The following is a 25,363-nucleotide window of genomic DNA, read 5'->3' as shown; positions in this document are numbered from 1 at the left end:
ATTTAGTAGAATAGTTAGAAATATTTTGTTTTTTCAAACAAAAAGCCCCTCAAGTATAACCTGAGGGGCTTTGTAATGATATAGCCTTTAGGGCTTAATATCATGTTATTTAATCATTTCAAAACTTCTTTTTACAAAAGCAGTTAATGCTTCACCTTTTAATAAGTTTTGAGATAATTTAGCTAAATCTAATGCTTGTTTAACCAAATGTTCCTGATGTGTTTTGTCTTCGGTATTCAAGATGCTAGTAGCTAAATCAGAATTTGTGTTTACTACCAAGTTGTACATCTCTGGCATATTGCCCATACCAAACATTCCAGATCCACCTGACTGACTCATTTCTTTCATTCTACGCATAAATTCTGGTTGCGTAATGATAAATGGAGCAGCTTGGCTATCCATAGCTTCTAGTTGTACACTATATGCTTTTGGGATATAAGCTTCTAATGATGTTTTTAATGTTTCTTTTTCTTCATCAGATAATTTAGAAATCGTGTTTTCGTCTTTCTTGATTAAGTTATCAATATGATCAGAATCGACACGTACGAAAGTTACATCTTTATTATCACCTTCTATTTTCTGAATTAAATGCGAGATAATAGGAGAATCTAAAAGCAATACTTCGTATCCTTTTTCTTTTGCTGTTTCTATATAAGAGTGTTGTGCATCTTTGTTTCCAGCATAAAGAACTACCAATTTTCCGTCTTTATCGGTTTGGTTTTCTTTTAATTTCTCTTTTAATTCTTCAAGAGTAAAATATTTATCATCTACAGTTGGATACAAAACAAATGCACCAGCTTTTTCGTAGAATTTATCTTCAGAAAGCATTCCGTACTCTAAAACGATTTTAATGTCGTTCCATTTTGATTCAAAATCTGCACGGTTTTCATTAAATAATGCTTTTAATTTATCGGCTACTTTACGAGTAATGTAGTTTGATATTTTCTTAACAGCACCATCAGCTTGTAAGCCAGAACGAGAAACGTTTAACGGAATGTCTGGAGAATCGATAACTCCTTTTAACATAGTTAAAAATTCAGGAACAATTCCTTCTACATTATCAGTTACATAAACCTGATTTTGGTACAATTGAATTTTGTCTTTTTGAATTTGCATATCCGAACCTAATTTTGGGAAGTATAAAATTCCTGTTAGGTTAAACGGATAATCCACATTTAAGTGAATGTTGAATAAAGGATCTTCAAATTGCATTGGATACAATTCGCGGTAGAAACTCTTATAATCCTCTTCAGATAATTCAGTTGGTTGTTTAGTCCAAGCTGGATTTGGGTTATTGATGATATTGTCTACTTCTATAGTTTCGTTTACATAATCTTCAGGAGCATCTTCTGGTTTAGGAAGAGTTTCTGTTCTAGTTCCGAATTTAATAGGAATAGGCATGAACTTATTATACTTATTCAATAGTTCATGAATTTTAGAATCTTCTAAAAATTCAAGAGAATCTTCGGCAATATGTAATACGATTTCAGTTCCACGTGTAGTTTTGTCAGTTGGCTCTAGAGTAAATTCTGGGCTACCATCACATGACCAATGTGCAGCTGGTTCGTCTTTGTATGATTTAGTAAAAATTTCTACTTTCTCAGCAACCATAAAGGCTGAGTAAAATCCTAGACCAAAATGACCTATAATTCCTGAATCTTTTGCTGAGTCTTTATATTTATCCAAAAATTCCTCAGCTCCAGAGAAAGCGACTTGGTTGATGTATTTTTCAACTTCGTCGGCAGTCATCCCAAGACCTTGGTCGATAATGTGGATTTTTTTACCTTCTTTGTCAATTTTAATTTCAATAATTGGGTTGCCATATTCTACTTTGGCTTCACCAATACTTGTTAGGTGTTTTAATTTTAGAGTAGCATCGGTTCCGTTAGAAATCAACTCACGCAAGAAAATTTCGTGATCGCTATATAAGAATTTCTTGATTAAGGGAAATATGTTTTCTACCGAAACATTAATTTTACCTGTTGTCATATTTTTTAAAATTTAAGTTTAACGTTATGCATTTCAGATTCTTCAAATAAGATACCAATTGCCAAGAGGATGACAAATTGTCGTAGGTGTTAATTCTGAAAGAAAAAAAAATAATTTTTAAACAAATTTAATTTTTTTGCATTGTATCTTTGTAGGAGTATTAATTTTAAATTTGCTAAAACGATGAGAAAAATTATTTTAATATGCATATTAGCCGTGACGGTTTTTGCATGCAAATCAGCTTCTACAGCAACGACATCTTCTAACGGAGCTGAACCGCTTTCTACAAAACTTGATAAGTCGACTCAAGTAGCAATTAAAGGGAATTGGGTTTTAACCAATGTTTCTTATCCGGGTTCAGAATATATTAAAGTAAATTCATTTGATCTTGCTGATTCTAAGTGTTTTATTGGTAGTACATGGAACTTTATTTCAAATAACAACAAAGGGTCAATGGCTTTAGCTTCATCTAGTTGTACGGCGTTTTCTTCTCCAATTGTGTGGAGTATAAATAGTCAGGGTATGTTTGTGCTTAAGATTCTTGACGCTGGTGTAAAAGCGAAAAAAGTGAGAGATGGGTATTTATTAAAAATTGGAGGTTTAACAGAGAGTTCATTCCAATTAATTGATAATATCAATGTAGGTGGACAAGTGAAAGATGTAGTATACCAATTTCAAAGAGCTAATTAATATTAAAGAATACATATAAAAAAAGATAGACATATGAAAAAGATAACAGTTTTAGGTTTGAGTACTTTACTTGTATTAACAAGTTTTTTTACAAGTTGTGATTCAGTAAAGAATGCAAATAATACTCAAAAAGGAGCAGGAATAGGTGTTGCTGCTGGTGCTCTTATCGGGGGTATTCTTGGTAACAATTTAGGACGTGGTGGAAACGCTGCTTTAGGTGCTGCTATTGGAGCTGCCGTAGGTGGTGGAACTGGTGCTCTTATTGGAAACAAAATGGACAAACAAGCTCGTGAAATTGATCAGGCTTTACCAGGTGCTACTGTAGAAAGAGTAGGAGAAGGTATCCATTTAACTTTAAATGAAAATTCAGTTCGTTTTGATACTAACAAATCAACATTAACGACTCAGGCAAAAGCAAATTTAGATAAATTAGTTCCTGTGTTTAATGAGTATGGAGATACTGATATTCAAATTTTTGGTTATACTGATAATACAGGTAAACCAGAATATAACTTAACACTTTCAGGACAAAGAGCTGCTTCTGTTCAGGCTTATTTAGTTTCTAAAGGATTAAAAGCTACTCGTTTCAAAACTTCAGGTTTAGGAATTGCAGATCCAATTGCTACAAATGATACTCCAGAAGGAAGAGCACAAAACCGTCGTGTAGAGTTTGCTATTACTGCAAATGACAAAATGGTAAACGATGCAAAAGCTGGTAAATAAGGCATAGCTTCTTAACGAATAAATTAAAAGCTGCTTCTGTTTGAAGCAGCTTTTTTTTGTAGATAATTTAATAACTTTCTCTGAGTTATTTTTATCAAAGCAACTATCTTTGTATCCTCAATTTTTCAATGCCAACTAATGCTTCAAGTTCAAGATATTTCTTTTTCGTATACCGAAAAACCTGTTATAAAAAATGTTTCTTTTACCATAAATAAGGGCGAAAATATTGCTATTATTGGTGAAAGCGGCTGCGGAAAAAGTACATTACTTAAATTAATGTACGGATTATACGATTTAAATGGAGGTGCTATTTCGTATAATGAAAAACCTGTTTTAGGACCCAAATACAACTTGGTTCCCGGAATGCCTTATATGAAATATTTGGCGCAGGACTTTGATTTGTCTCCTTTTGAAACCGTTGCCGAAAATGTTGGGAAGTTCCTTTCGAATGGTTTTGCTAACATGAAAAAATTGCGTGTTCAGGAATTACTAGAAATGGTCGAAATGGAGCAATTCTCTAATGTAAAAGCAAAGTTATTAAGTGGGGGACAACAACAAAGAGTTGCTTTAGTAAGAGTTTTGGCTTTAGAGCCAGAAGTAATTTTACTAGACGAACCATTTAGTCAGATAGATGCTTTTCGTAAAAATGCTTTACGCAGAAATTTATTTAGATATTTAAAACAAAAAGGGATTACTTGTATTATCGCAACGCATGATAGTACCGATGCTTTGTCATTTGCAGATGAGGTGATTGTAATGCGAAACGGAGAAGTTCTTGCTAAAGATAATCCAACAAAAATATACGAAGATCCTGAGACGAAATATGTGGCTTCACTTTTTGGAGAGGTAAATGAAATTGCTACTCATTTGCTAATTCCTTACGAAGATGAAATGCATAAAACATTGGTTTACCCACATCAGTTTAAAATGGTTGCAGAGTCTAATTTGTTAGTGAAGATTAGACGAACTTATTTTAGAGGAAATCATTATTTAATAGAAACGGTTCATAAAAGACAATTGATCTTTTTTGAAAGTGAAATTGATTTACCTATTGAGCAGGAAATTTATTTAGGTTTAAATTATCTGTAAATTAGAAAATTAGATAATTCTTTTAGCACGATAAAAAACAAAACCCGATTGACTTTAAAATCAATCGGGTTTTTATTTGTGAAATGAGATTTGGCTTTTTAGCCCTGATGGGAACGGCATCCTTTTATGGCGGGGTTTGCCATAAAAGATATAGTGTACAGCAGGATTAGCTCCTTAATAATTAACATAGTATGAAATGAAAGAATCCCCGAAATTCATCATTTAGGGAATTCTTTGTGTATTAATCGAGAAGTTTCTCGGGAATTAGTTTTTTAAATATTTCTCTAAGAACTGATCTTGTTCCCAAAGCAAGTGCAAGATGTTTTCTCTAGCTACATAACCATGAGATTCTTTTGGTAAAATTACCATTCTCGCTGGAGCTCCCAATCCTTTTAAAGCTTGGAAATAACGCTCTGTTTGCAAAGTAAAAGTTCCCGGATTGTTATCGGCTTCACCATGTACTAATAATAGTGGTGTTTTCATTTTATCGGCATGCATAAATGGCGACATAGTGTTGTAAATATCTGGAACTTCCCAGTAATTACGTTGCTCAGTCTGGAATCCGAAAGGAGTTAACGTTCTGTTGTAAGCACCACTTCTGGCAATTCCGCAAGCAAAAAGATTAGAATGCGTTAATAAGTTAGCAGTCATAAATGCTCCGTAAGAATGTCCTCCTACAGCAACTTTCTTTCTGTTTATATATCCTAATGCATCTACAGCATCTATTGCAGCTTCGGCATCATCTACAAGTTGTGTAATAAAGTTATCATTAGGCTCAGTAGTTCCTTCACCAATAATTGGGAACGAAGCATCATCTAGAACTACATATCCTTTGGTTACCCAATATATAAATGAACCATAGTAAGGAAATGTAAATTCATTAGGGTTTTGGCTACTTTGTCCTGCACTGTTTTTATCCTTGTATTCTGCTGGATAAGCCCAGATTAACAATGGTAATTTTTCTTTTTTAACTTTATCATATCCTTCAGGTAAGTATAAAGTTCCAGATAATTCTACACCATCTTTTCTTTTGTACTTAATTACTTCTTTGCTTACATTCTTGATACTTTCGAATGGATTTTTGAAGAAAGTAACCTGAGTTAAATTATTCTGTTTTTTTATGTTTCTGAAATAATAATTAGGATAGTCATTTTTGGATTGAATTTGTACCAAAACTTTTCCTGTTTTAAAATCTTCAATCTCTAATATATCTTCTTTTTTATCTTTAAGAGTAGAAGTATATAGACGGTTTGTTTTTAATGTTTTAAGATTAAGTTCGCTTATAAAAGGGAACTGACCATCTTTGGTAAAACCTTCGCCAAGAAGGAAAGCATTATCGTTTTCTATAGCAAGAACATATTTATTGTATTGGTTCTTTTTAAATTCAAAAGCACCTGGATCTGCGTAGATATCCTGAGAGTTTCTGTCGAAGATTACTTTAGGTTTCTGAGTTGCGTCTGATGGATTAATTAAATAGGTTTTAATATTACGCGTATCATACCATTCGTCCATAAGGATTGCAGTATTGTCATTCCCCCAGATAATTTCATTAAAACGTTGAGGTGTTTTTACCAATGAAGTTGCTTCGGTATTAAATGGAGCATTCCAAAGAAAAACTTCGTCTCTAAAATCGACTTTGTTTGCAGGATCTCCTTCGTCTAAAGCTACAACATAAGAAAGCGTTGCCGGTTTATCACCTCTCCAAGACATTTCTCTTTTTCCTTTAGGAACAGCCATAAAGCCTTTTGGCATAATTTCATAAAGAGGAACTTCGTTTACCGTTTTTACTTCAGTACCATTTTTATCATAAACGACTGCTTTTGATGGAAATCTTCCTAGCGGAACAATATAAGAGAATGGCTTTTGTATTGTAGTTAACATTACATAATTACCGTCTGGCGAAATTCTTTCAGAAGAATACATATCGGCATTTTTAAATAAAGTAGCCGTTCCGTTAATGTTTACTTTGTAGATTTCGGATGTGATAATGTTCTCAAAATTAGCCTCATCATTTTTGTTTTTCAACATATCTGCATAGGTTCTGTTTTGCGATTTAGATCCATCAGCGGTAGAAACAATTGGGCCTGTTGGTAAATCTTTTTTAGAATCTAATAATGCAGGTCTGTTTTTAGGTAACATTTTTACCAAAATCGTCTCATTGTCGTTAAACCAGCTAAATGGAGTTCCAAGATTAGCATTTAAGTTTGCATCGGTAAGTTTTGTAGCTTTAGCAGATGCTACATCTACAATCCAAAGTTCTACACCGGTTTTTGTAGTTTGAGTAAATAAGATTTTTTTGTCATTAGGCGACCATGCTATATTACTGATTTGAGGAGCAGTTGGTAAACCTGAAACTTGAATTTCTTTAGTATCATTAACTTTTCTCAGCTTTAGGTTTCTTACATAAGTAACCGTGCTCGAAATGTTTGTTACAGGATTAATTCTTAAACCAGCCAAACGAAGTTCTTCCTGATTTAAATCGTCTAAGGTTTTATAGGTATTTCTGTAAGATAATAGCATAAACTCTTTTTTAGTATCCATAGATACGGATGGAGCTCTTTGATAATCGGCTAAATCTAAAATAGATTTAGAAGGTTTCTGGTACGTTAAATTTTCTTGGGCAAAAGCTACTAAACCAAGATTTAGAAACAGAAATAGAGTGACTTTTAATTTCATAGTTGAAACTTTTAGAATTAAAGATTGTTATGATTTGTCTAAAGTAGTTCAATCTTGTTATATTATAATAATGAAAATGACTTGTTATATGAATATTTTGAAAAATAACGTAATTTTCCTATCAAAAATTATGTATTTGAAAAAAGTAACAAATGGGAATAATATATAGAATTGTTAATTACTAAAAAATCACTAAATTGTGTACATGATTTTTAAAAGATGTTTAGATTTGCAGTCCAATTTTTTAACGAATAATAAAAAAATATGTATCATTCAAAAATAGCGGGATTAGGATATTATGTCCCTTCAAATGTGGTAACCAATGACGATTTGTCTAAAATTATGGATACCAATGACGAGTGGATACAAGAACGAACAGGGATTGAAGAACGCAGACACATTATAAGAGGAGAAGATACTACAACTTCGATGGGTGTAAAAGCTGCCGAAATAGCTATTCAACGTTCTGGTGTAGCAAAAGAAGATATCGATTTTGTTGTTTTTGCAACATTAAGCCCAGATTACTATTTTCCAGGACCAGGAGTTTTGGTACAACGTGACTTAGGATTAAAAACTGTTGGAGCATTAGATGTAAGAAACCAATGTTCTGGTTTTATATATGCTATTTCTGTAGCAGATCAATATATTAAAACAGGAATGTATAAGAATGTTTTGGTAATTGGTTCAGAAGTACACTCTACAGGTTTAGACATGACAACTAGAGGAAGAGGTGTTTCTGTAATTTTTGGAGACGGTGCCGGAGCAGCAGTTTTAAGTAGAGAAGAAGATGCTACAAAAGGTATTTTATCTACACACTTACACTCAGAAGGTCAACATGCCGAAGAATTATCACTAACAGCACCAGGAATGGGAGCACGTTGGGTAACTGATATTATTGCAGATAATGACCCGAACGACGAAAGTTATTTCCCTTATATGAACGGACAATTTGTATTTAAAAATGCAGTAGTACGTTTTGCTGAAGTTATTAATGAAGGTTTGGTAGCAAATAATCTACAGGTTTCGGATATTGATATGTTGATACCTCACCAAGCTAATTTGAGAATATCTCAATTTATCCAAAAGAAATTTGGATTGAATGATGATCAGGTATATAACAATATTCAGAAATACGGTAATACAACCGCAGCATCTATTCCGATTGCATTGACAGAAGCTTGGGAACAAGGAAAAATCAAATCTGGAGATACAGTTGTTCTAGCTGCATTTGGTAGCGGATTTACATGGGGAAGTGCAATTATCAAATGGTAATTAAACCGATACAAACAACCATATAAGTTATATAAGTTCATTTAAACGTAATGTTTTCAAACTTATATTTTCTTAAATGATTAAAAAATACTTTTAAAAGAAAACCTATTCAGTACTGAATAGGTTTTTTTGTTTATTTTCGATGCAACATAATTGTATTGTTAGGTTGAGTCTGTTCGTCTCTTTTCAGGATAAACATAAGTCTAAGCCTATTGTAATTGTTTAAGAATAATAAAAATGGAAAAAAGCCAATTAGAGATTGCGTGTTTTAATCTTGATTCTGTAGAAATTGCTCAGGCAAATGGAGCAAACAGAATCGAGTTGTGTGTAAATATGAAAGAAGGAGGGACAACCCCAAGTTTAGATTTAGTTCAGGCAGCAAGAGAAAAAGCTACTATAGATTTAAATGTTATTATCCGACCTCGTGGTGGAGATTTTGTTTATACAGATACTGAGTTTGAGGAAATGAAAGAGAATATAATCGAATACAAAAAATGCAATGTTGATGGTTTTGTGCTTGGAAATCTTAATCCTGACGGAAGCGTTAACATAGAACAAAATACGGAATTAATTAATTTGGCAAACCCGCTTCCTTGTACATTTCATCGCGCTTTTGATGTTGTTTCGGATGTATCTAAATCTCTGGAAGATGTAATTAATTGTGGTTTTAAAACAATCCTAACGTCAGGACAAGGAAAGGATGTAGTAGAAGGAATTGATGTTCTTATCGATGTGGTACAAAAAGCAAATAATAGAATCGTAATTATGCCTGGTGGGGGACTTCGATCTACGAATATAGGATTGCTAAAAGAGAAACTAGGAAATACTTTTTTCCATTCATCTGCAATTACCGATTCTGGCGAAACAGCAAGCGCAGCAGAAATTAATGCTCTAAAAGCTAAGCTGTAGTTTTTAGTATGCTATAGACGAAAAATAAATATTGTCTAGAAAAAATAGAACGCGGATGATACGGATTCGCCAAGGCGAAAACGCGGATAAAAACGGATTTTTAAAAATAACAGAAAAAGAAAAAAAATCCGTTTTTATCTGCGTCTTTCCTTCAGGAAATCTGCGTCATCCGCGTTCCCTTTTTAGATAATCTATGTAAATTGAATATATCAAAAAAGCCCAGAGTGGCATACTCTGGGCTTTCTTTACTACTAAAAAATATTCAATTATTAAAATATTCGAATAAGTGTGATGGATTAAAACATTCCTCCGCCACCTTTACTCGTGTTGTCTTCTCTTTGTTTACGTTGTAAGTTTTTAATTTTTGCTCCACCAAAATTATATGTTAACCCTAAATAAACGGTTTGACTTTCCCATGTAAACTCTCCTGTATGTGCATAAGGATAGTTAGAATCAAAAGCATATTTCATAGTGTGAAATACATCATTAAAACGTACACTAATATTCATCTTGTTGTCTAACAATGTATAACGTGAACCTATGTCCATTTTGTACATTTCATGGCTATTATTTTGAACTCCATCAACAGGACCTCTGTAAAAACCAAATAATAAGAAGCTTATACGTTTGTTAACTTTAAAGTTTGAGTTCATACGACCATTAAATGCAGCAACAGTAACTTTTCTTTCGATAGGATTACTCTTTGTTGTTGCAGGATCATATTCAAACACAATACCTTGTTGGTTGATACTTGAGAAATCAATAGATGGTTGAATATCCCACCATTTAGTGATTTTGTAATTAAAAGAAACCTCAAAACCGTAAGAAGTATTATGATTATAGTTAGTATATGTCATAATTTGTCTGTTACCGCTTGGATCTGTTTCGTCAGGATATAAAACTCTGCTAATTGGGTCATTAATGCTTCTATAGAAAACACCAGTTGTAAAACTTCCTTTTTCTAGAGTTTTTGTATAATTTATTTCTACCGAATTAGTAAACTGAGGTCTTAATTCAGGATTTCCTAAAGAGGTTACTAACGGAGTAGAAAACTCACGGATAGGTTTTGTTTGCTCTAAACTAGGGCGGTCCACACGACGGCTATAGCTTAATTGTAATGTGTTTTTCTCATTTAAGTTATACGTAAAATAAGCCGATGGGTATAAAGTAATATAGTCATCATTAAATTTGTCAAGACCATAATTTAAATTAGTAGCTACTTTATAACTTTCAAAACGAGCTCCTAATTGATAACTGAATTTTTTATATTTCTGACCAAATGTTACATAAGCCGAATAAATATTAGTATCGTAAGTATAATTAGTAACAGGAAAATCAGCAAGTGGGTTTCCAGTAACATAATCATTATTGGTCTTTGTAATTCTAGCTTCCGCACCCGCTTCAAGCGTAGTTTTTTCGTTTAATGGATTTACATAGTCTATATTAAAAGTACTTAATTTGCGTGTGCCTTTAATTTGATCGTCGTAAATTACTTTTTCTACAGTATTGTCAGTTTTCGTTGATTGAGTATCAAAAGAAGCATATTGTGTTCCTTCGTTATCACTATAATTTCCTTCAAAATCTAAAGTATGACCTTCTTTTTTAAAGATATGTTTGTAAGCTAAATTATAAGTACCAATTTTATTTGGACCTGAATATTTTGATTTCTGAAAAATATTAGAAACATCAGAACCTGTTAAATTGTTATAATCAATATTAGTATCTACAAATCCTTTTCCGTTTGATTTATTTTGGTTGGTATAAACAGATATTGTGTTATGATCATCAATTAAGTAATCCATTCCAATTTTATATAAGTAAGAATCATTGTCGTTTAGAACATTAATATCCTGAATGATTTCCGGATCAATTCTTTTGATAAAACCACTGTTGTGATATGTTCCAAAATTCTGACCTACGTTTCCGAAGAAATTTACTTTCCCAGTTTTATAGTTTAAGTCTAATGATTGATTGTATTTTGCAGTTTCTCCAAAAGTAATACCAGCACTATAACTTCCGTTAAAACCAGTATTAGTGTTTTTATGCAGGATAATATTGATGATTCCAGACATTCCTTCTGGATTGTATTTTGCACTTGGGTTTGTAATCAACTCAATTTTTTTGATAGAAGTTGATGGAATTTGTTTAAGTAATTGAGCAGGATCAATATTTGATGGTCTTCCGTCAATTAATACACGTACATTATCGTTTCCACGAAGAGAAAGCTTTCCGTCCTGATCCACATTTACCGAAGGGATATTATTCATGATGTCAGATGCAGAAGCTCCGGCAGTTGTTAGATCCTTACCAACAGTAATTACTTTACGGTCAATTTTTTGTTCGATAGTCGAGCGTTCGCTAACAATGTTTACACCTTTAAGTTGAGTAGCTTCTTCTTCAAGCGCAACCTTAAATGTGTATTCTTTTTTAGAATCGCTAAAGTATAAGTTAGTTTTGTATGGTCTAAATCCGATGTATTGAATTTCTAAAAGATAATTTTTTAAAGGGATATTTTTTAAGATAAAGTCACCTTTATCATCTGTCACACCACTTGCGATTGTTTTTCCTTCTTCTTTTACAGCAACAGTAGCATAAGAAATAGGAGAATTAGTGGCTTTTTCTAGTACTTTTCCAGAAACACTTCCAGAGTTTTGAGCTTGTACCGATGTTATTACTCCAATAAGAAATAACATGATAATTTTAAGTTTCATAAGTTTTGATTTAGTTAAGGTTGATTAATTGATTATTTGATTGATGATTTTCTTTAAAATACAAGTTGATTACTCTTGTTGGAAAATTATTTAAAAGACTCTATTAAGACTATTATATTTATTTTATGTTACAGGATTAGTGAAAAAAAATAGTTGTTTTGTTGAAAATGATTTGTTTTTCAGGGATTTAAGATTGTTATTTGTAATGAGTCTTAATTGTTTTTCGGATTAGTAAGACTTCTTATCATAGATTTTAAATCTTTTACATTTTCTGTAATTGATGAATAAGCAGTATATTTGCACACTTTAAAACTAAGTTTACATGTCATTATCACAAATTCTTACGCCTTCTATACAAAAAGCAATACAAGCCTTATTTGAAGTAACCGTGGATAAAATCGAGTTTCAAACTACCAGAAAAGAGTTTGAAGGCGATATTACAATGGTTATTTTTCCTTTACTAAAAGTGATTAAAAGTAATCCTGTCGAGTTAGGAAATAAAATAGGAAATTATCTTGTAGAAAATATTCCGGAGGTTGCTCGTTTTAATGTAGTTTCTGGTTTCTTAAATATTGTAATTGCCGATACTTATTATGTAAGTTTCTTTAATGGTATTAAAGAGGAGAAAGAATATGGTTTTGTAAAACCAAATCCTTCTGATAAAGCAATTATTGTAGAATATTCTTCGCCAAATACAAACAAACCATTACACTTAGGACACGTTCGTAACAATTTGTTAGGATACTCTGTAGCCGAAATTATTAAAGCTGCAGGTAAAAAAGTATATAAAACTCAAATTATAAACGACCGAGGAATCCATATTTGTAAATCGATGTTGGCTTGGGAAAAATTTGGAAATGGAGAAACTCCCCAAAGTACAGGTTTAAAAGGTGACAAACTGGTAGGGAACTATTATGTGAAATTTGATAAGGTTTATAAAGAGCAGATTAATGAATTAATGCAAGCTGGTAAAACCGAAGACGAAGCTAAGAAACAAGCGCCGATAATTCTTGAAGCACAAGAAATGCTTTTAAAATGGGAAGCAGGAGATGCAGCTGTAAAAGAACTTTGGGCAAAAATGAACCAATGGGTTTATGATGGTTTTGCCATTACATATAAAAACCTAGGAGTAAATTTTGATAGTTACTACTACGAGAGCAATACTTATTTATTAGGAAAAGATGTTGTACAAATAGGTTTAGATAAAGGAATTTTTGAAAAAGATCCAGATGGTTCCGTTTGGATTGATTTAACCGATGAAGGTTTAGATCGTAAAATTGTACTTCGTTCAGACGGAACTGCAGTTTATATGACACAAGATATTGGTACAGCAATCCAGCGTGTAAAAGATCATCCAGATGTTGGAGGAATGGTTTATACTGTAGGAAATGAGCAAGATTACCATTTTAAAGTATTGTTCTTAATACTTAAGAAATTAGGTTTTGATTGGGCTTCAAGTTTATATCATTTATCATACGGAATGGTTGATTTACCTTCGGGGAAAATGAAAAGCCGTGAAGGAACTGTTGTCGATGCCGATGATTTAATGCAGGAAATGACCGATACAGCTCAGGAAATTTCCGAAGGATTAGGGAAATTAGATAGTTTCTCTGACGATGAAAAAGCAAAACTATATAGTACAATAGGACTTGGTGCTTTAAAATATTACATTTTAAAAGTAGATCCTAAAAAACGTATCTTGTTTAATCCAGAAGAGTCAGTAGATTTTGCTGGTAATACAGGACCGTTTATCCAATATACCTATGCAAGGATTCAATCGATTATTCGTAAAGCCGATTTTGATTTCTCTGTAACATTAACCGGAATCGAAGAGCTTCATGAAAAAGAAAAAGAATTGGTAAAACAAATCGAACTTTTCCCAGAAGTAATCCAAAACGCTGCACAAAATCATAGCCCAGCTTTAATTGCTAATTATACGTATGATTTGGTAAGAGAGTATAATTCATTTTATCAGTCGGTACATATTTTAGGAGAAGAGGATTTGACCAAGAAAATATTCAGAGTTCAATTTTCTCAAAAAGTAGGAGAGATTATAAAATCAAGTTTCAGTTTATTAGGAATAGAAGTTCCTGAAAGAATGTAAAATAAAAAAGAGCCGTTAGTATCAAAACTAACGGCTCTTTTCATAACTAACTAAATATTTTATTTTACAAATTTGTTGATGATTGCATCTGTTTCTGCTTTTGTAGCAGTAGGTTTTAAATCAAACAAAAGAGAGTAAAGTGCCTTTCTTTCTACTTTAGCTTCTAAGTTTAAGTCTTGATGTCTGTCAAAAAGAGTTTGCCATTTATCACGAACATTTTTCCAAAGTGCATTGTTTTCTTTCCACCATTTCTGACCAGCGATACATTTAATATCTGCAACTTTAGTGTACACATCCATTCCTTTTTCTTGTGCCAACAAAACATCTTTTCCGCTATCATCGCGAATTAATTTGTCATTGTCTTGCTCATGATTCCATCCCGTAGAAGTAATTTCGTGAATGTTTCTTCTTTTTAAAACATTATAATCATTACGTATTGTGTGTTCTCTACGAGGTAATGGAGCATCTGTGATATTTGCCCAGTAATTTTGCCCGTCTACGTGTACCCATGAAGCAGTTCCTTCATATCTTGGACTATCATCTACTTGATACACTTTTTGAGTCCATTGTCCTTTTACGGCTTTTTTATCTAATTGTTTGTATTTCCAAGAAGTCCCTTTATCAAATAAATACAAGTCTGTGTTTTCAAACAGCCAGTCTTGTCTCCAGTGCTTAATAATCATATCGTCACTTACGATCAATAAGTGTTGCATTACAATTTTGTTAGGAGTATCTTCTAATAATTCTACCCATTCTAGAGCAGATTCATGCTTAGTTGGCGAAGGCTTGTAATTAATAGAGTCTTTAGTATACTTAAAAGTTTCAGCAAAATTAAATTTCACTTCATAACAACCACACATCGATTTTATCGATTTAATATCTTGTTGCTTTTTAGATTCCTGGCTAAATCCAAAATTTACAGATAACGCCATAACGGCTGATAAACAGAGACCTTTTGTAATCATAACTTGTCTTTTTTGATTTTAAATTTTCAGCAAATATATAAATTTTATTTAGATTGAATTAAAATAATTATATATTTGCCGAGATTATTAAGACTAATTAAAAATAATGAAAACCAAAATTATCCTATTTGTTGCCCTTATATCTTGTAGAACACTTTCCGCTCAGGAAAAGCAAAAAGATAGTATTCGTGCCAACGAATTGTCAGAAGTTGTTGTTACAGGACAATTCGAGCCACAATCTATAAAAAAGTCGGTATTTAATGTACGTGTGATTTCAGAGCAGGATATAAAACGATTGGCTGCAAACAATCTTGCGGATGTTTTAAATCAATATTTAAATATTTCTATAAGAACAAGTGGGAGTGATGGTCGGTCTACAGTTTCTATGTTTGGATTAGATTCTCAATATTTTAAAATTTTAGTAGATAATGTGCCTTTAATAAGTGATACAGGAATGGGAAACAATGTCGATTTAACTCAGGTTAACCTTGACGACGTAGAGCGTATAGAGATTATCGAAGGTTCGATGGGGGTTACCCATGGAGCAAATGCCGTAACAGGAGTTCTTAATATTATAACAAAAAAGAAAGCAGCTCATAAATGGGAAATTAGTGTTACTGCTCAAGAAGAAACAGTTGCTGATGAATTTGCATTTTTTGATAAAGGAAGACATATTCAATCAGCCAAGATAGCACATAATTTTAATGAGAATTGGTTTGTTTCGGTAGGAGGAAATAGAAACGATTTTGCAGGATATTTTGATGGTATGAAAGGCAAAGATTATGCTGTAGGGAATGGTTTAAGGGGCTATAGCTGGCTTCCTAAAGAACAACTTGTAGGGAATGCATTGATTGGTTATAAAAAAAATGATTTTAGAATTTTTTATAAATTTGATTATTATAGTGAAAACATTGATTACTACAGTCCTATATTAATTCCCCAAGTTAATTATCCTTTCCCTGAAACATTTTACGCAAATGATAAGCGTTTTGCATCTAATAGATACTACAACCATTTAAATTCATATGGTAAGCTTTTCTCAAAATTAAATTATAACGTTTCGGTTTCTCATCAAAAGCAAGATCGAGACATTGAAAAATTTAATTATCAGATGGAAACTCATAAAGAATGGGCAAATGATCGAAAAACATATCAATCCAACGAAGTATTATATTCTACAGGAACTGTAAATAACTTTTTTGATGATAAAAAAGTCGATTTACAGATTGGGTATGAGGTTACAAATGAAAATGGATTTTACAATTCAGCTTCTGGAAGTTTTAAAGATGATCAAAAGCAAGCAAAAGATGTTAGAGCACGTTTAGAAAACTACGATATTTTTACTGTTGCCGAAATTAATTTTACAGATAAATTCTCTATACGTCCAGGAATTAGATATTCTTTTCAATCAAAATTCGATAATCAATATGCAAGTTCATTAGGGTTAAGATATCTTTTTAAACGTGGGCTTGAAGCTAGGGCCTCGATTGGGAGTTCATATAGAACCCCGAACTTTGATGAGCTTTATACCTATTTTGTAGATTCGAATCATAATGTTCAAGGTAATCAAAATTTAGTTCCCGAAACAAGTACTTCGTATGAAGTGAGTTTAAAAAGATCTTGTGTATTTAATTCGGGAGCACTACTTTCAAGTAATCTAGCTGTAACTTATTTAGATATCGATGATAGGATTAGTTTGGTATTGTCTCAAGTAGTTCCGACTCAGAATTATAAATATCTGAATATCGATAAATATCAAATGTGGAATATATCTTCAACTCAGCAATTTGCATATAAAAGTTGGAATGCTAAAGTTGGAGTAGCATTGGTAGGAATTTCACAAAAAATAGACCTTGCTGCTTTAGATATTAGCTCAGACGATAACTTTTTGTATTCATTACAACTAAATTCTAGTATTTCTTATACACTACCTAAATGGGGAACAATGTTCTCTGCCTACTATAAATACAATGGAAAGGAGCAACGCTATGTTGCTGCAAGTGATGGAACAAATACACAATTTTTTCTAACCGAATTAATGCCATATAGCTGGATGGATGCATCAATTAGACAAACGTTTTTCAAGAAACAATTAGATGTAACTATAGGAGCAAGAAATATTCTGGATGTTAAAAGTGTCACTTTAACGCAAGGAGGATCTTCTTCGGGAGCTCATTCAAGTGGAGGAACTGATGTATTGCTTGGATATGGTCGTTCATATTTTCTTAAACTCACGTATAACCTTAATTTTAATTAATATAATCATGAAAAAAAATCTATTTTTAATGCTTTCCTTTGTATTACTTGCTTTTACAGCATGTAATAGCAATGATGATAATAATGGTGATGGGCAGACACTGTCTGTTGCATTTGCTGAGCCTTCATATAACTTAACAAGTGATGCAACACCTGTTCAGATAAAATTTTCTGCGCCGACTCCTGCAGCTGGTTCATTGACGCTTACTTATACAACAACGGCAGCAGCATATACTACAGATTTTACAACAGTTCCTGCAGTTGTAGAAAATAAGATAACAGTGCCATTTGTACAAGGCGCAACCTCTGTTGAGTTTACTTTTAATAGAATTAAAAAAGCAATTGGAACTGAAGTAAAAAATGTAATCTTTACTATTACAGGTTCCTCAATTAATGCTAATGTAGTAGGGAATAAAACAATGCAATTAAATTTTAACGAGACAGCTTCGTTAGGAACAGCTTTAGCTCCAGAATTTGGAGGACCTACTGAACCGAATCAAGTTTACATTGATTTAAGTAGCGGTGCAATGACAAAAGTGGCTAGAGTTTCTTGGGATTTAGGTTTTTATTCTGGTAAAGATTTTAGAGTTGTATTAAATAATACAGTGAAGATGTCAGTTAAAAAACTTACGACTGTAAACATAGATGAAGTACAGGTTGCTGATGAAACTATGATTATTGCTCAAGGATCAGGTTCACCAGATCAAGTAGACGGCCCTGATGGAAATATTTTGAAAACTGCAATTGCTGAAGTTTCGGCTACAGATGGAGATAATAAAGTATACTTAATTAATATGGGAAGTAACCCTAGCACAGTAGTTCCAGAACTTGGATCTGAAGGAATTGGGTCTGGTGCATCAAGAGGATGGAAAAAGGTTAGAATATTAAGAAATGGGAATGATTATAAAGTTCAGTATGCTGATATTGCATCTACAACGCATCAAGAAGTAATAATTTCTAAAAATGCAGCCTATAATTTTACATTTTTCAGTTTGTTGGATAAGAAAATGGTTAATGTAGAGCCGCAAAAAAATCAGTGGGATATTAATATTACAACATTTGTTAACGTAATTCCAGGTGGGCCATCAGGTTTAGCACCTTACCATTATCCAGATTATGTAGTTAATAATCTTAGAGGTGATGCAAAAGCTTATCAAGTACTTGTTTCAGAAGCTCTAACATACGATAGTTTTACATTGGCGAATGTAGAGAGTGCTAAATTTACAGAAGATCAGAGAAATATTGGTTCAAACTGGCGAGGTACAAGTATAATGGGGCCTAATGGACTTCCAATTCCTCAATTCGTTTTAAGAACGGATCGTTTTTACGTAGTTAAAGATCCTGCAGGAAATATTTTTAAATTGAAATTCACTGCTGGGATGAATGAAAAAGGAGAAAGAGGATATCCAAAATTCCAATATGCGCTTTTAAAATAATCACATAAAAACGATTCCATTTTATGGAAATAAAAAGATTGGTAAGTTGTTTCGTGTGGTAAGGTTATAGCTTATCAATCTTAATAACAAGACTATGTTTAAATTCAATTTAGATAGTAACTTGGTTTTTTTTTATTTTTTTTTTGGAAAGAGGCTAGATTTATCTAGCCTCTTTTTTATTTTTATTTAATCGTAAAAAAGGAATAATAGATTTATTGTTTATTCTATCTTTGCAAACGTTTTAATTAAATTAATAGGAAATTTGCATAATGGAGTTCTTATTGATTTTATTCTTCAAAATTTATAATTACAAGTGAATACAAAATCTTATTTTTTTCAGTCTTTTGCAATTGTAGCATTAGCATTTGTAGCTTTCATTGGTTTTAAACAAATATTACCAGATAAAATTTTTCCTGAAAGTAAAGTCGACTCCAAAAATGTACTTGTAGATAGTATGCTTCTGGAATCATTTGAAAAAGAAGGCGTATCTAAAAAAAATGATAGCACCGATGCTGATGATGAAGCAGGTGAGAATATCGTTTTTAATGCTAATGAAGGAATAGAATTCCCATCAGAAACTTTTGATAATTATAAAGGATATCAATACCTGATTTCTTTTTATGATAAATTATATCAATTAGAAAAACACCCAGAAGCAAAAGTAAGGATTGCCTATTATGGCGATTCTATGACCGATGGTGATTTAATTGTACAAGATGTTCGAAACAAATATCAAGAAAGATTTGGAGGTACAGGAGTTGGATTTGTTTCTATTACTTCAGAGTCAGCAGCATCAAGAGCTTCAGTAAAAGCGCTGTATTCCAAAAATTGGAAAATGCAATCATATCTTAATGTTAAGAGACCCGCAAGTCCTTTTGGTGTAAACGGGCATGTCTTTTTTGCTAATGATAAGTCAAATTCTACATGGGTTTCCTATGAGGCGGGTTTAAATAAATTTGCGACTAGTTTAGATAATCCAACTTTATATTATGGAAAATCATCAAGAACTGGTAAAGTGAATTTTATTATAGGAAAAGACACAATATCCAAAAGTCTTGCACCTAATAATTTAGTAAATACTATAAAAGTAACTTCTAAAAGTATAAAAGGATTTAAGGCTAATTTTGTTCACGCAGACTCTATTCCTATTTATGGCTTCAATTTTGATAATGGTAGCGGGGTTCACGTAGATAATTTTTCACAAAGAGGAAATTCAGGAATGCCAATTTCTATTTTTGATGCCAATGTAATGCAAAGTTTTAACAACAGTTTAAAATACGATTTGGTTATCCTTCATTATGGAACCAATGTTTTAAATTACGGTACAAAAAACTATTCGTGGTATGGAAAAGGAATGACCAAAGTGGTAGACAAAATAAAAGCGTCTTTCCCTGGAGTTTCTATTTTGATTATTTCGACTGCAGATAAATCGACAAAATATGATATGCAAATGAAAACCGATTCGGCAGTTGTTCCTTTAATGAAAGCTCAAAAGCGTTATGCTTTAGAAACTCAATCTGGATTTGTTAACTTATATACTTTGATGGGTGGGGACGGCTCTATGGTAAAATGGGTAGATGAGGCACCAGCAAAAGCTAATAAAGATTATACGCATTTTAATCAGCGTGGAGCAAAAGCAATTGGAGGATTACTTTATGAGCAATTGAACCAAGGATACGAACAATATAAAGTTTTGCGCGAAAAGAGAGAAGCGGACATAAGAAAAGGCAAAACAGTCAGGAAAACCAATACAGATTCCGTGTCTGTAATAAAAGATAGTGTAGATGAATAAACTTATTATTTTCTTTTGTTGTCTTCTTTTTGCGTCTAATAACAAAGCGCAAAAAACCGAGCCAATTTTAATAACTAAAAAGATGACTAACCATATCGATACAACAACTATTGAGCCTATATCAGGGAGTCAAATTTATAATGCAAAGGTTCTGGAAGATTTCTTTAAGAAATTAAAAAGCAATGAAAATCAGGGGAATCATAAAATAAACATCGTTCATATCGGAGACTCACATATTCAGAGTGATTTGATGACAAATGAGATTCGTAAAGATCTTCAGAAAGAATTAGGAAATGCAGGAAGAGGTTTTATTTTTCCGTATTCATTAGCAAAAACAAACGGTTCTTATAATGAACGTTTCCGTTCGAATAAAATTTGGGAAAGTTACCGAAACATTCTTCCGGAGAAAAACTGCCCAATGGGTTTAAGCGGAATCGCACTTTGGAGAAATACCGATGGATTTGTAATTGAGGTTAATGTAAAAGATCCTGTATATAAGTTTAATACAATAAAGATAATTACACCGCAAAATCAGCATATGTTTGACTTGGCAACTCGCATTCAAACTAATATGATTCAATCTTCGGAGAAAAAAGTAATTACGCATAAAATAAAAAAAGGAGAAGCAATCTCGGTTATTGCAGATAAATACAATGTTTCGATTGCAGAGATAAAAAGAGTCAATCATTTAAAATCGAATGCAATTAGAGCAGGTAGAACGCTTAAGATTGTTACAAATGAAACACGTCCTAAAACAATTTCACAATCAGAGTATGTTCCTTTGGATATAGCATCAGATTCATTTTCTCATTATTATAATACCGAAAAGGCATTAGACAAAATCTATCTTATTCCAAATAAAGAGGCTAAGAAATATGAGCTTAATGGGTTAATACTCGAGAAAGATTCCCCAGGAGTAATTTATAGTGGTATTGGAGTAAATGGAGCAAAATTTTCTGATTATAATAAATATCCTGTTTTCTTTGAGCAACTAAAATCGTTACATCCAGATATGATAATATTATCATTAGGAACAAACGAAAGTTATGACAGGTTAGAAGCATCAGGTTACATAAAACAATTACGCGAGTTTATAAGTAAGTTAAAAGATCAAAACATTCATGTTCCTGTTCTAGTTATGACGCCGCCGCCATCACTATTAAAAGGAAGAAAACCAAATACGTTTGTTGCTGATTATACAAAACATATTTTTGAAACAGCTCAAACAGATGGTTTGGCAGTTTGGGATTTGTATAACGAGTTTGGTGGAATGAGTGGTATTGGAAAATTAAAAGCTCAAGGATTAATAGGCCCAGACTGGGTACATTATTCTAAAAACGGATATGAAAAACAAGGAAGCTTGTTTTCGAAAGCATTATTAAACGAATACGATAATTTTAAATTAAAAAAATAAGTTGATAACAGTTGATAGCATTAATGATTGGTTCGTTCAAAATTTTGGTGCACTTACATTAGAACAGGTTAAGGGTTGGTTTATTTATAACCCAGAAGAAAAATTATTATTCAACACAGGACTATTCTTAGGATTGTTTCTGGTTTTTTATTTTGTGTATGCCTTTTTACGCAAGACATTTTATTTAAGATTAACATACGTTATTCTATTCTCGCTTTTCTTTTATTATAAGTCAAGCGGAATATATTTCTTGTTATTGCTACTTTCCTCGGTTGTAGATTATGGCTTGAGTCAGGTTATATATAATGAAACTGTAAAAAGCCGAAAGAAAATATACTTGGTAATAAGTGTTATCCTAAATTTAGGATTACTTGGGTATTTTAAGTACATGAACTTTATGATAGTTACCTACAATGATATGTTTCATGGTAATTTTGAGCTTCATGATATTTTCCTTCCTGTCGGAATTTCTTTCTACACGTTTCAATCGATGAGTTATATTATCGAGATTTATCGTGAAGAGATTAAACCAACAAAAAATTATATCGAATATTTATTCTTCGTTTCATTCTTCCCGCAATTAGTTGCCGGCCCGATTGTAAGAGCTAAGGATTTCTTGCCACAGATATATCAAAAATTAAACCTTACTAAAGAAGATGTAAATAATGCATTGTTTCTTATCATTGGTGGTTTAATTAAGAAAACGGTAATTTCTAATTATATCTCGGTAAACTTCGTAGATCGTGTTTTCGATTCGCCAATGAGTTATACCTCGTTTGAGAATTTAATGGCATCTTACGGATATGCAATCCAGATTTATTGTGATTTCTCAGGATACTCAGATATGGCCATTGGTATTGCATTATTGCTTGGGTTTAAATTACCAGCCAACTTTAGAACACCTTACAAATCGGTTTCGATTACTGATTTCTGGAGAAGATGGCATATTTCATTATCTACTTGGTTAAAAGACTTTTTGTATATCTCTATCGGAGGAAACAGAGAAGGAACATTTGCAGGATTTTTATTCCCGAGTTTATTCTTTTTCGGATTGTTACTTTGGGGAATCACAAATTCGGCTGAAAGTATAATTCCGTTAGTAATAGCAGTTGGAGGAATCGCAGTTTTTTGCTTGTCATTTTTGCTTTCAAGCAAATTAAAACAAACCATGGTAACTAATTTTAACTTGTTTACAACAATGCTTTTAGGAGGATTGTGGCATGGAGCAGGAGCACAATTTATTATTTGGGGAGCATTACACGGATTGGCATTAGCAGTTCATAAAATATTTGTAGAACTTTTTCCTTCTAAAAAAGAAAGTAACGGATTAAGTACAATCTGGAAATTTTTCTCCATTGTACTAACATTCCATTTTGTGGTTTTCTGTTGGATATTCTTCCGTGCAAAAGATTTTGATACAGCAATACAAGTAATCAACAATATCGGACAATTAACATTTGAACCAGATCATTGGCAAACGATCGTACTAGGATATAAAAATGTATTTTTATTAATGCTTTTCGGTTATGTATGGCACTTTTTACCAGAAGTAATTACAGCCAAAATGAAATTAGTATTTGATAAAACTCCTTTAATTGGTAAAGCAATTGTTTTAGGATTTGTGTACTGGATAGTTTATGCAACAGCAGTTGCAGGTTCACAACCTTTTATTTACTTCCAGTTCTAATTAAGAAGATTCAAAGGAACAAAGGTTCATAGGCACAAAGGCGCAAAGTTTTTTCTTTGCGCTTTTTATATTTAAAGCCACAAATTAAGAGGGTTTTAAAAATCAGCTAAAATCTTTTTTAATCTGCGTGAAACAAAAAAACTTTGTGTAAAACTTTGCGAACTTTGCGGTAAAATCAAAACGTACTTTGCAGTTAAATAAAAATTGCCTGAAATGTCTAATTAGATTATCTTTGCACTTCAAATAAAGAAAATAGTATGTTTGATAATTTAAGTGATAAGTTAGATAAAGCCTTCCATATATTAAAAGGACACGGTAAGATTACAGAAGTAAACGTTGCCGAAACCTTAAAAGAAGTTCGTCGTGCCTTACTTGATGCCGATGTTAACTTTAAAATTGCTAAAGATTTTACTACCAAAGTAAAAGAAAAAGCAATTGGACAAGACGTTTTAACGACACTTCAGCCAGGACAATTATTGGTGAAGTTAGTAAAAGACGAACTTACTGAATTAATGGGTGGTGATGTAGCAGGGATAAACTTGTCTGGTAATCCAAGCATTATTTTAATGTCAGGATTACAAGGTTCGGGGAAAACTACATTCTCTGGAAAACTTGCTAATTATTTAAAAACAAAAAAGAATAAAAAACCACTTTTAGTAGCGTGTGATATTTATCGTCCAGCGGCGATAAACCAATTACATGTTGTAGGAGACCAAATAGGTGTTGAGGTTTACTCAGAACCAGAAAATAAAAATCCTGTAGAAATTGCTCAAAACGCAATTAAACATGCTAAAGCTAATGGGTTTAATGTTGTTATTGTCGATACAGCAGGACGTTTAGCCGTAGATCAGGAAATGATGGATGAGATTGCACGTGTACACAAAGCAATCCAACCACAAGAAACTTTATTTGTTGTGGATGCCATGACAGGTCAGGATGCTGTAAATACTGCAAAAGCATTTAATGATATATTAAACTTCGACGGAGTTATCCTTACTAAATTAGATGGAGATACACGTGGAGGAGCTGCAATTTCTATAAAATCTGTTGTAAACAAACCAATTAAGTTTGTTGGTACAGGAGAGAAAATGGATGCAATCGATGTGTTCTATCCTATTCGTATGGCAGAGCGTATACTTGGTATGGGTGATGTTGTGTCGTTGGTAGAAAGAGCGCAAGAGCAATTTGATGAAGAAGAAGCAAGAAAAATCCAAAAGAAAATTGCTAAAAACGAATTTGGTTTTGATGATTTCTTATCACAAATTCAGCAAGTAAAGAAAATGGGTAATATGAAAGACTTGGTAGGAATGATACCAGGTGCTTCTAAGGCAATGAAAGATGTAGAGATTGAAGATGATGCCTTCAAGCATATCGAAGCGATTATACATTCGATGACGCCACTAGAAAGAAGCAAGCCAGCAGTTATCGATGTGAAAAGGAAAGCCAGAATCGCAAAAGGTTCGGGAACTAAAATCGAGCAAGTAAATCAGCTGATGAAGCAGTTCGACCAAATGAGCAAAATGATGAAAATGATGCAAGGCCCAGGCGGAAAGAACTTAATGAAAATGATGGGAGGCATGAAAGGAATGCCAGGCGGAATGCCGAGATAATAAAAAAATAAATAAGGTTTAAAGTTTCAAGATAATTGAA

At 32.6% G+C, this 25,363-nt stretch carries 16 protein-coding genes; 12 read left to right on the top strand and 4 right to left on the bottom strand.

The genetic code is table 11. From position 1 onward, the window contains the following. Positions 1-105: 105 nt before the first annotated feature. A complete protein-coding gene (gene htpG, locus IW20_RS04575; protein ID WP_035619426.1) occupies positions 106-1,989 on the bottom strand; it encodes a molecular chaperone HtpG in 1,884 nt (627 codons plus the stop codon). 183 nt (positions 1,990-2,172) lie between these two features. Between htpG and IW20_RS04570 the strand changes: the two genes are divergently transcribed. The 3 genes from IW20_RS04570 to IW20_RS04560 all read left to right on the top strand — a co-directional run bounded on the left by IW20_RS04570 (position 2,173) and on the right by IW20_RS04560 (position 4,491). Next, positions 2,173-2,679, top strand: coding sequence for a lipocalin family protein (locus tag IW20_RS04570; RefSeq protein ID WP_035619422.1), 507 nt, complete (start codon positions 2,173-2,175; stop codon positions 2,677-2,679). A 33-nt stretch (positions 2,680-2,712) separates the two neighbouring features. After that, complete coding sequence (locus IW20_RS04565) at positions 2,713-3,402, top strand: OmpA family protein (protein ID WP_035619421.1); 690 nt, start codon at positions 2,713-2,715, stop codon at positions 3,400-3,402. A 138-nt stretch (positions 3,403-3,540) separates the two neighbouring features. Continuing rightward, complete coding sequence (locus IW20_RS04560; RefSeq protein ID WP_035619419.1) at positions 3,541-4,491, top strand: ABC transporter ATP-binding protein; 951 nt, start codon at positions 3,541-3,543, stop codon at positions 4,489-4,491. Between the two features lie 264 nt (positions 4,492-4,755). On the opposite strand, the gene IW20_RS04555 is transcribed toward IW20_RS04560, so the two are convergent. Further along, positions 4,756-7,167, bottom strand: a complete 2,412-nt coding sequence (locus IW20_RS04555) for an alpha/beta hydrolase family protein (RefSeq protein WP_035619417.1) — start codon at positions 7,165-7,167, stop codon at positions 4,756-4,758. Between the two features lie 264 nt (positions 7,168-7,431). Between IW20_RS04555 and IW20_RS04550 the strand changes: the two genes are divergently transcribed. Continuing rightward, on the top strand, positions 7,432-8,439 hold the full coding sequence (locus IW20_RS04550) for a 3-oxoacyl-ACP synthase III family protein (protein ID WP_035619414.1): 1,008 nt from the start codon (positions 7,432-7,434) through the stop codon (positions 8,437-8,439). A gap of 237 nt (positions 8,440-8,676) precedes the next feature. Next, a complete protein-coding gene (locus tag IW20_RS04545; RefSeq protein WP_035619413.1) occupies positions 8,677-9,348 on the top strand; it encodes a copper homeostasis protein CutC in 672 nt (223 codons plus the stop codon). Positions 9,349-9,644: 296 nt separating this feature from the next. Here IW20_RS04545 and IW20_RS04540 read toward each other — a convergent pair whose 3' ends face one another. After that, entirely contained in the window at positions 9,645-12,059 is a 2,415-nt protein-coding gene (locus IW20_RS04540) for a TonB-dependent receptor domain-containing protein (RefSeq protein WP_035619411.1), read from the bottom strand. Positions 12,060-12,381: 322 nt separating this feature from the next. Between IW20_RS04540 and argS the strand changes: the two genes are divergently transcribed. Next, positions 12,382-14,163, top strand: a complete 1,782-nt coding sequence (gene argS, locus IW20_RS04535; RefSeq protein WP_035619409.1) for an arginine--tRNA ligase — start codon at positions 12,382-12,384, stop codon at positions 14,161-14,163. A gap of 59 nt (positions 14,164-14,222) precedes the next feature. Here the strand turns inward: argS and IW20_RS04530 are convergent, their stop codons facing one another. Then, positions 14,223-15,128: a DUF6607 family protein gene (locus IW20_RS04530; RefSeq protein WP_035619407.1), complete on the bottom strand. Its 906-nt coding sequence runs from the start codon at positions 15,126-15,128 to the stop codon at positions 14,223-14,225. Between the two features lie 106 nt (positions 15,129-15,234). Between IW20_RS04530 and IW20_RS04525 the strand changes: the two genes are divergently transcribed. From IW20_RS04525 to ffh, 6 genes are all read left to right on the top strand, one after another. Then, positions 15,235-17,385 (top strand): TonB-dependent receptor plug domain-containing protein, encoded by a 2,151-nt coding sequence (locus IW20_RS04525; RefSeq protein ID WP_051885555.1) that lies wholly within the window; start codon positions 15,235-15,237, stop codon positions 17,383-17,385. Positions 17,386-17,392: 7 nt separating this feature from the next. Then, entirely contained in the window at positions 17,393-18,820 is a 1,428-nt protein-coding gene (locus IW20_RS04520) for an HmuY family protein (protein WP_165571404.1), read from the top strand. Positions 18,821-19,133: 313 nt separating this feature from the next. Next, positions 19,134-20,612, top strand: coding sequence for an SGNH/GDSL hydrolase family protein (locus tag IW20_RS04515; protein WP_051885551.1), 1,479 nt, complete (start codon positions 19,134-19,136; stop codon positions 20,610-20,612). An 82-nt stretch (positions 20,613-20,694) separates the two neighbouring features. Next, positions 20,695-22,026 carry a LysM peptidoglycan-binding domain-containing protein gene (locus IW20_RS04510; protein WP_240478453.1) on the top strand — a complete coding sequence of 444 codons (1,332 nt, stop codon included), beginning with the start codon at positions 20,695-20,697 and terminating at the stop codon, positions 22,024-22,026. Between the two features lies 1 nt (position 22,027). Beyond that, positions 22,028-23,713: an MBOAT family O-acyltransferase gene (locus IW20_RS04505; protein ID WP_051885549.1), complete on the top strand. Its 1,686-nt coding sequence runs from the start codon at positions 22,028-22,030 to the stop codon at positions 23,711-23,713. A 257-nt stretch (positions 23,714-23,970) separates the two neighbouring features. After that, positions 23,971-25,323 carry a signal recognition particle protein gene (gene ffh / locus IW20_RS04500; protein ID WP_035619403.1) on the top strand — a complete coding sequence of 451 codons (1,353 nt, stop codon included), beginning with the start codon at positions 23,971-23,973 and terminating at the stop codon, positions 25,321-25,323. Positions 25,324-25,363: the final 40 nt, after the last annotated feature.

The organism is Flavobacterium hydatis, assembly GCF_000737695.1.
GTDB classification, from domain to species: Bacteria; Bacteroidota; Bacteroidia; order Flavobacteriales; family Flavobacteriaceae; genus Flavobacterium; species Flavobacterium hydatis.
Note: the sequence above shows the minus strand (reverse complement) of the source record. Positions and strands in the feature narration are given on the sequence as shown.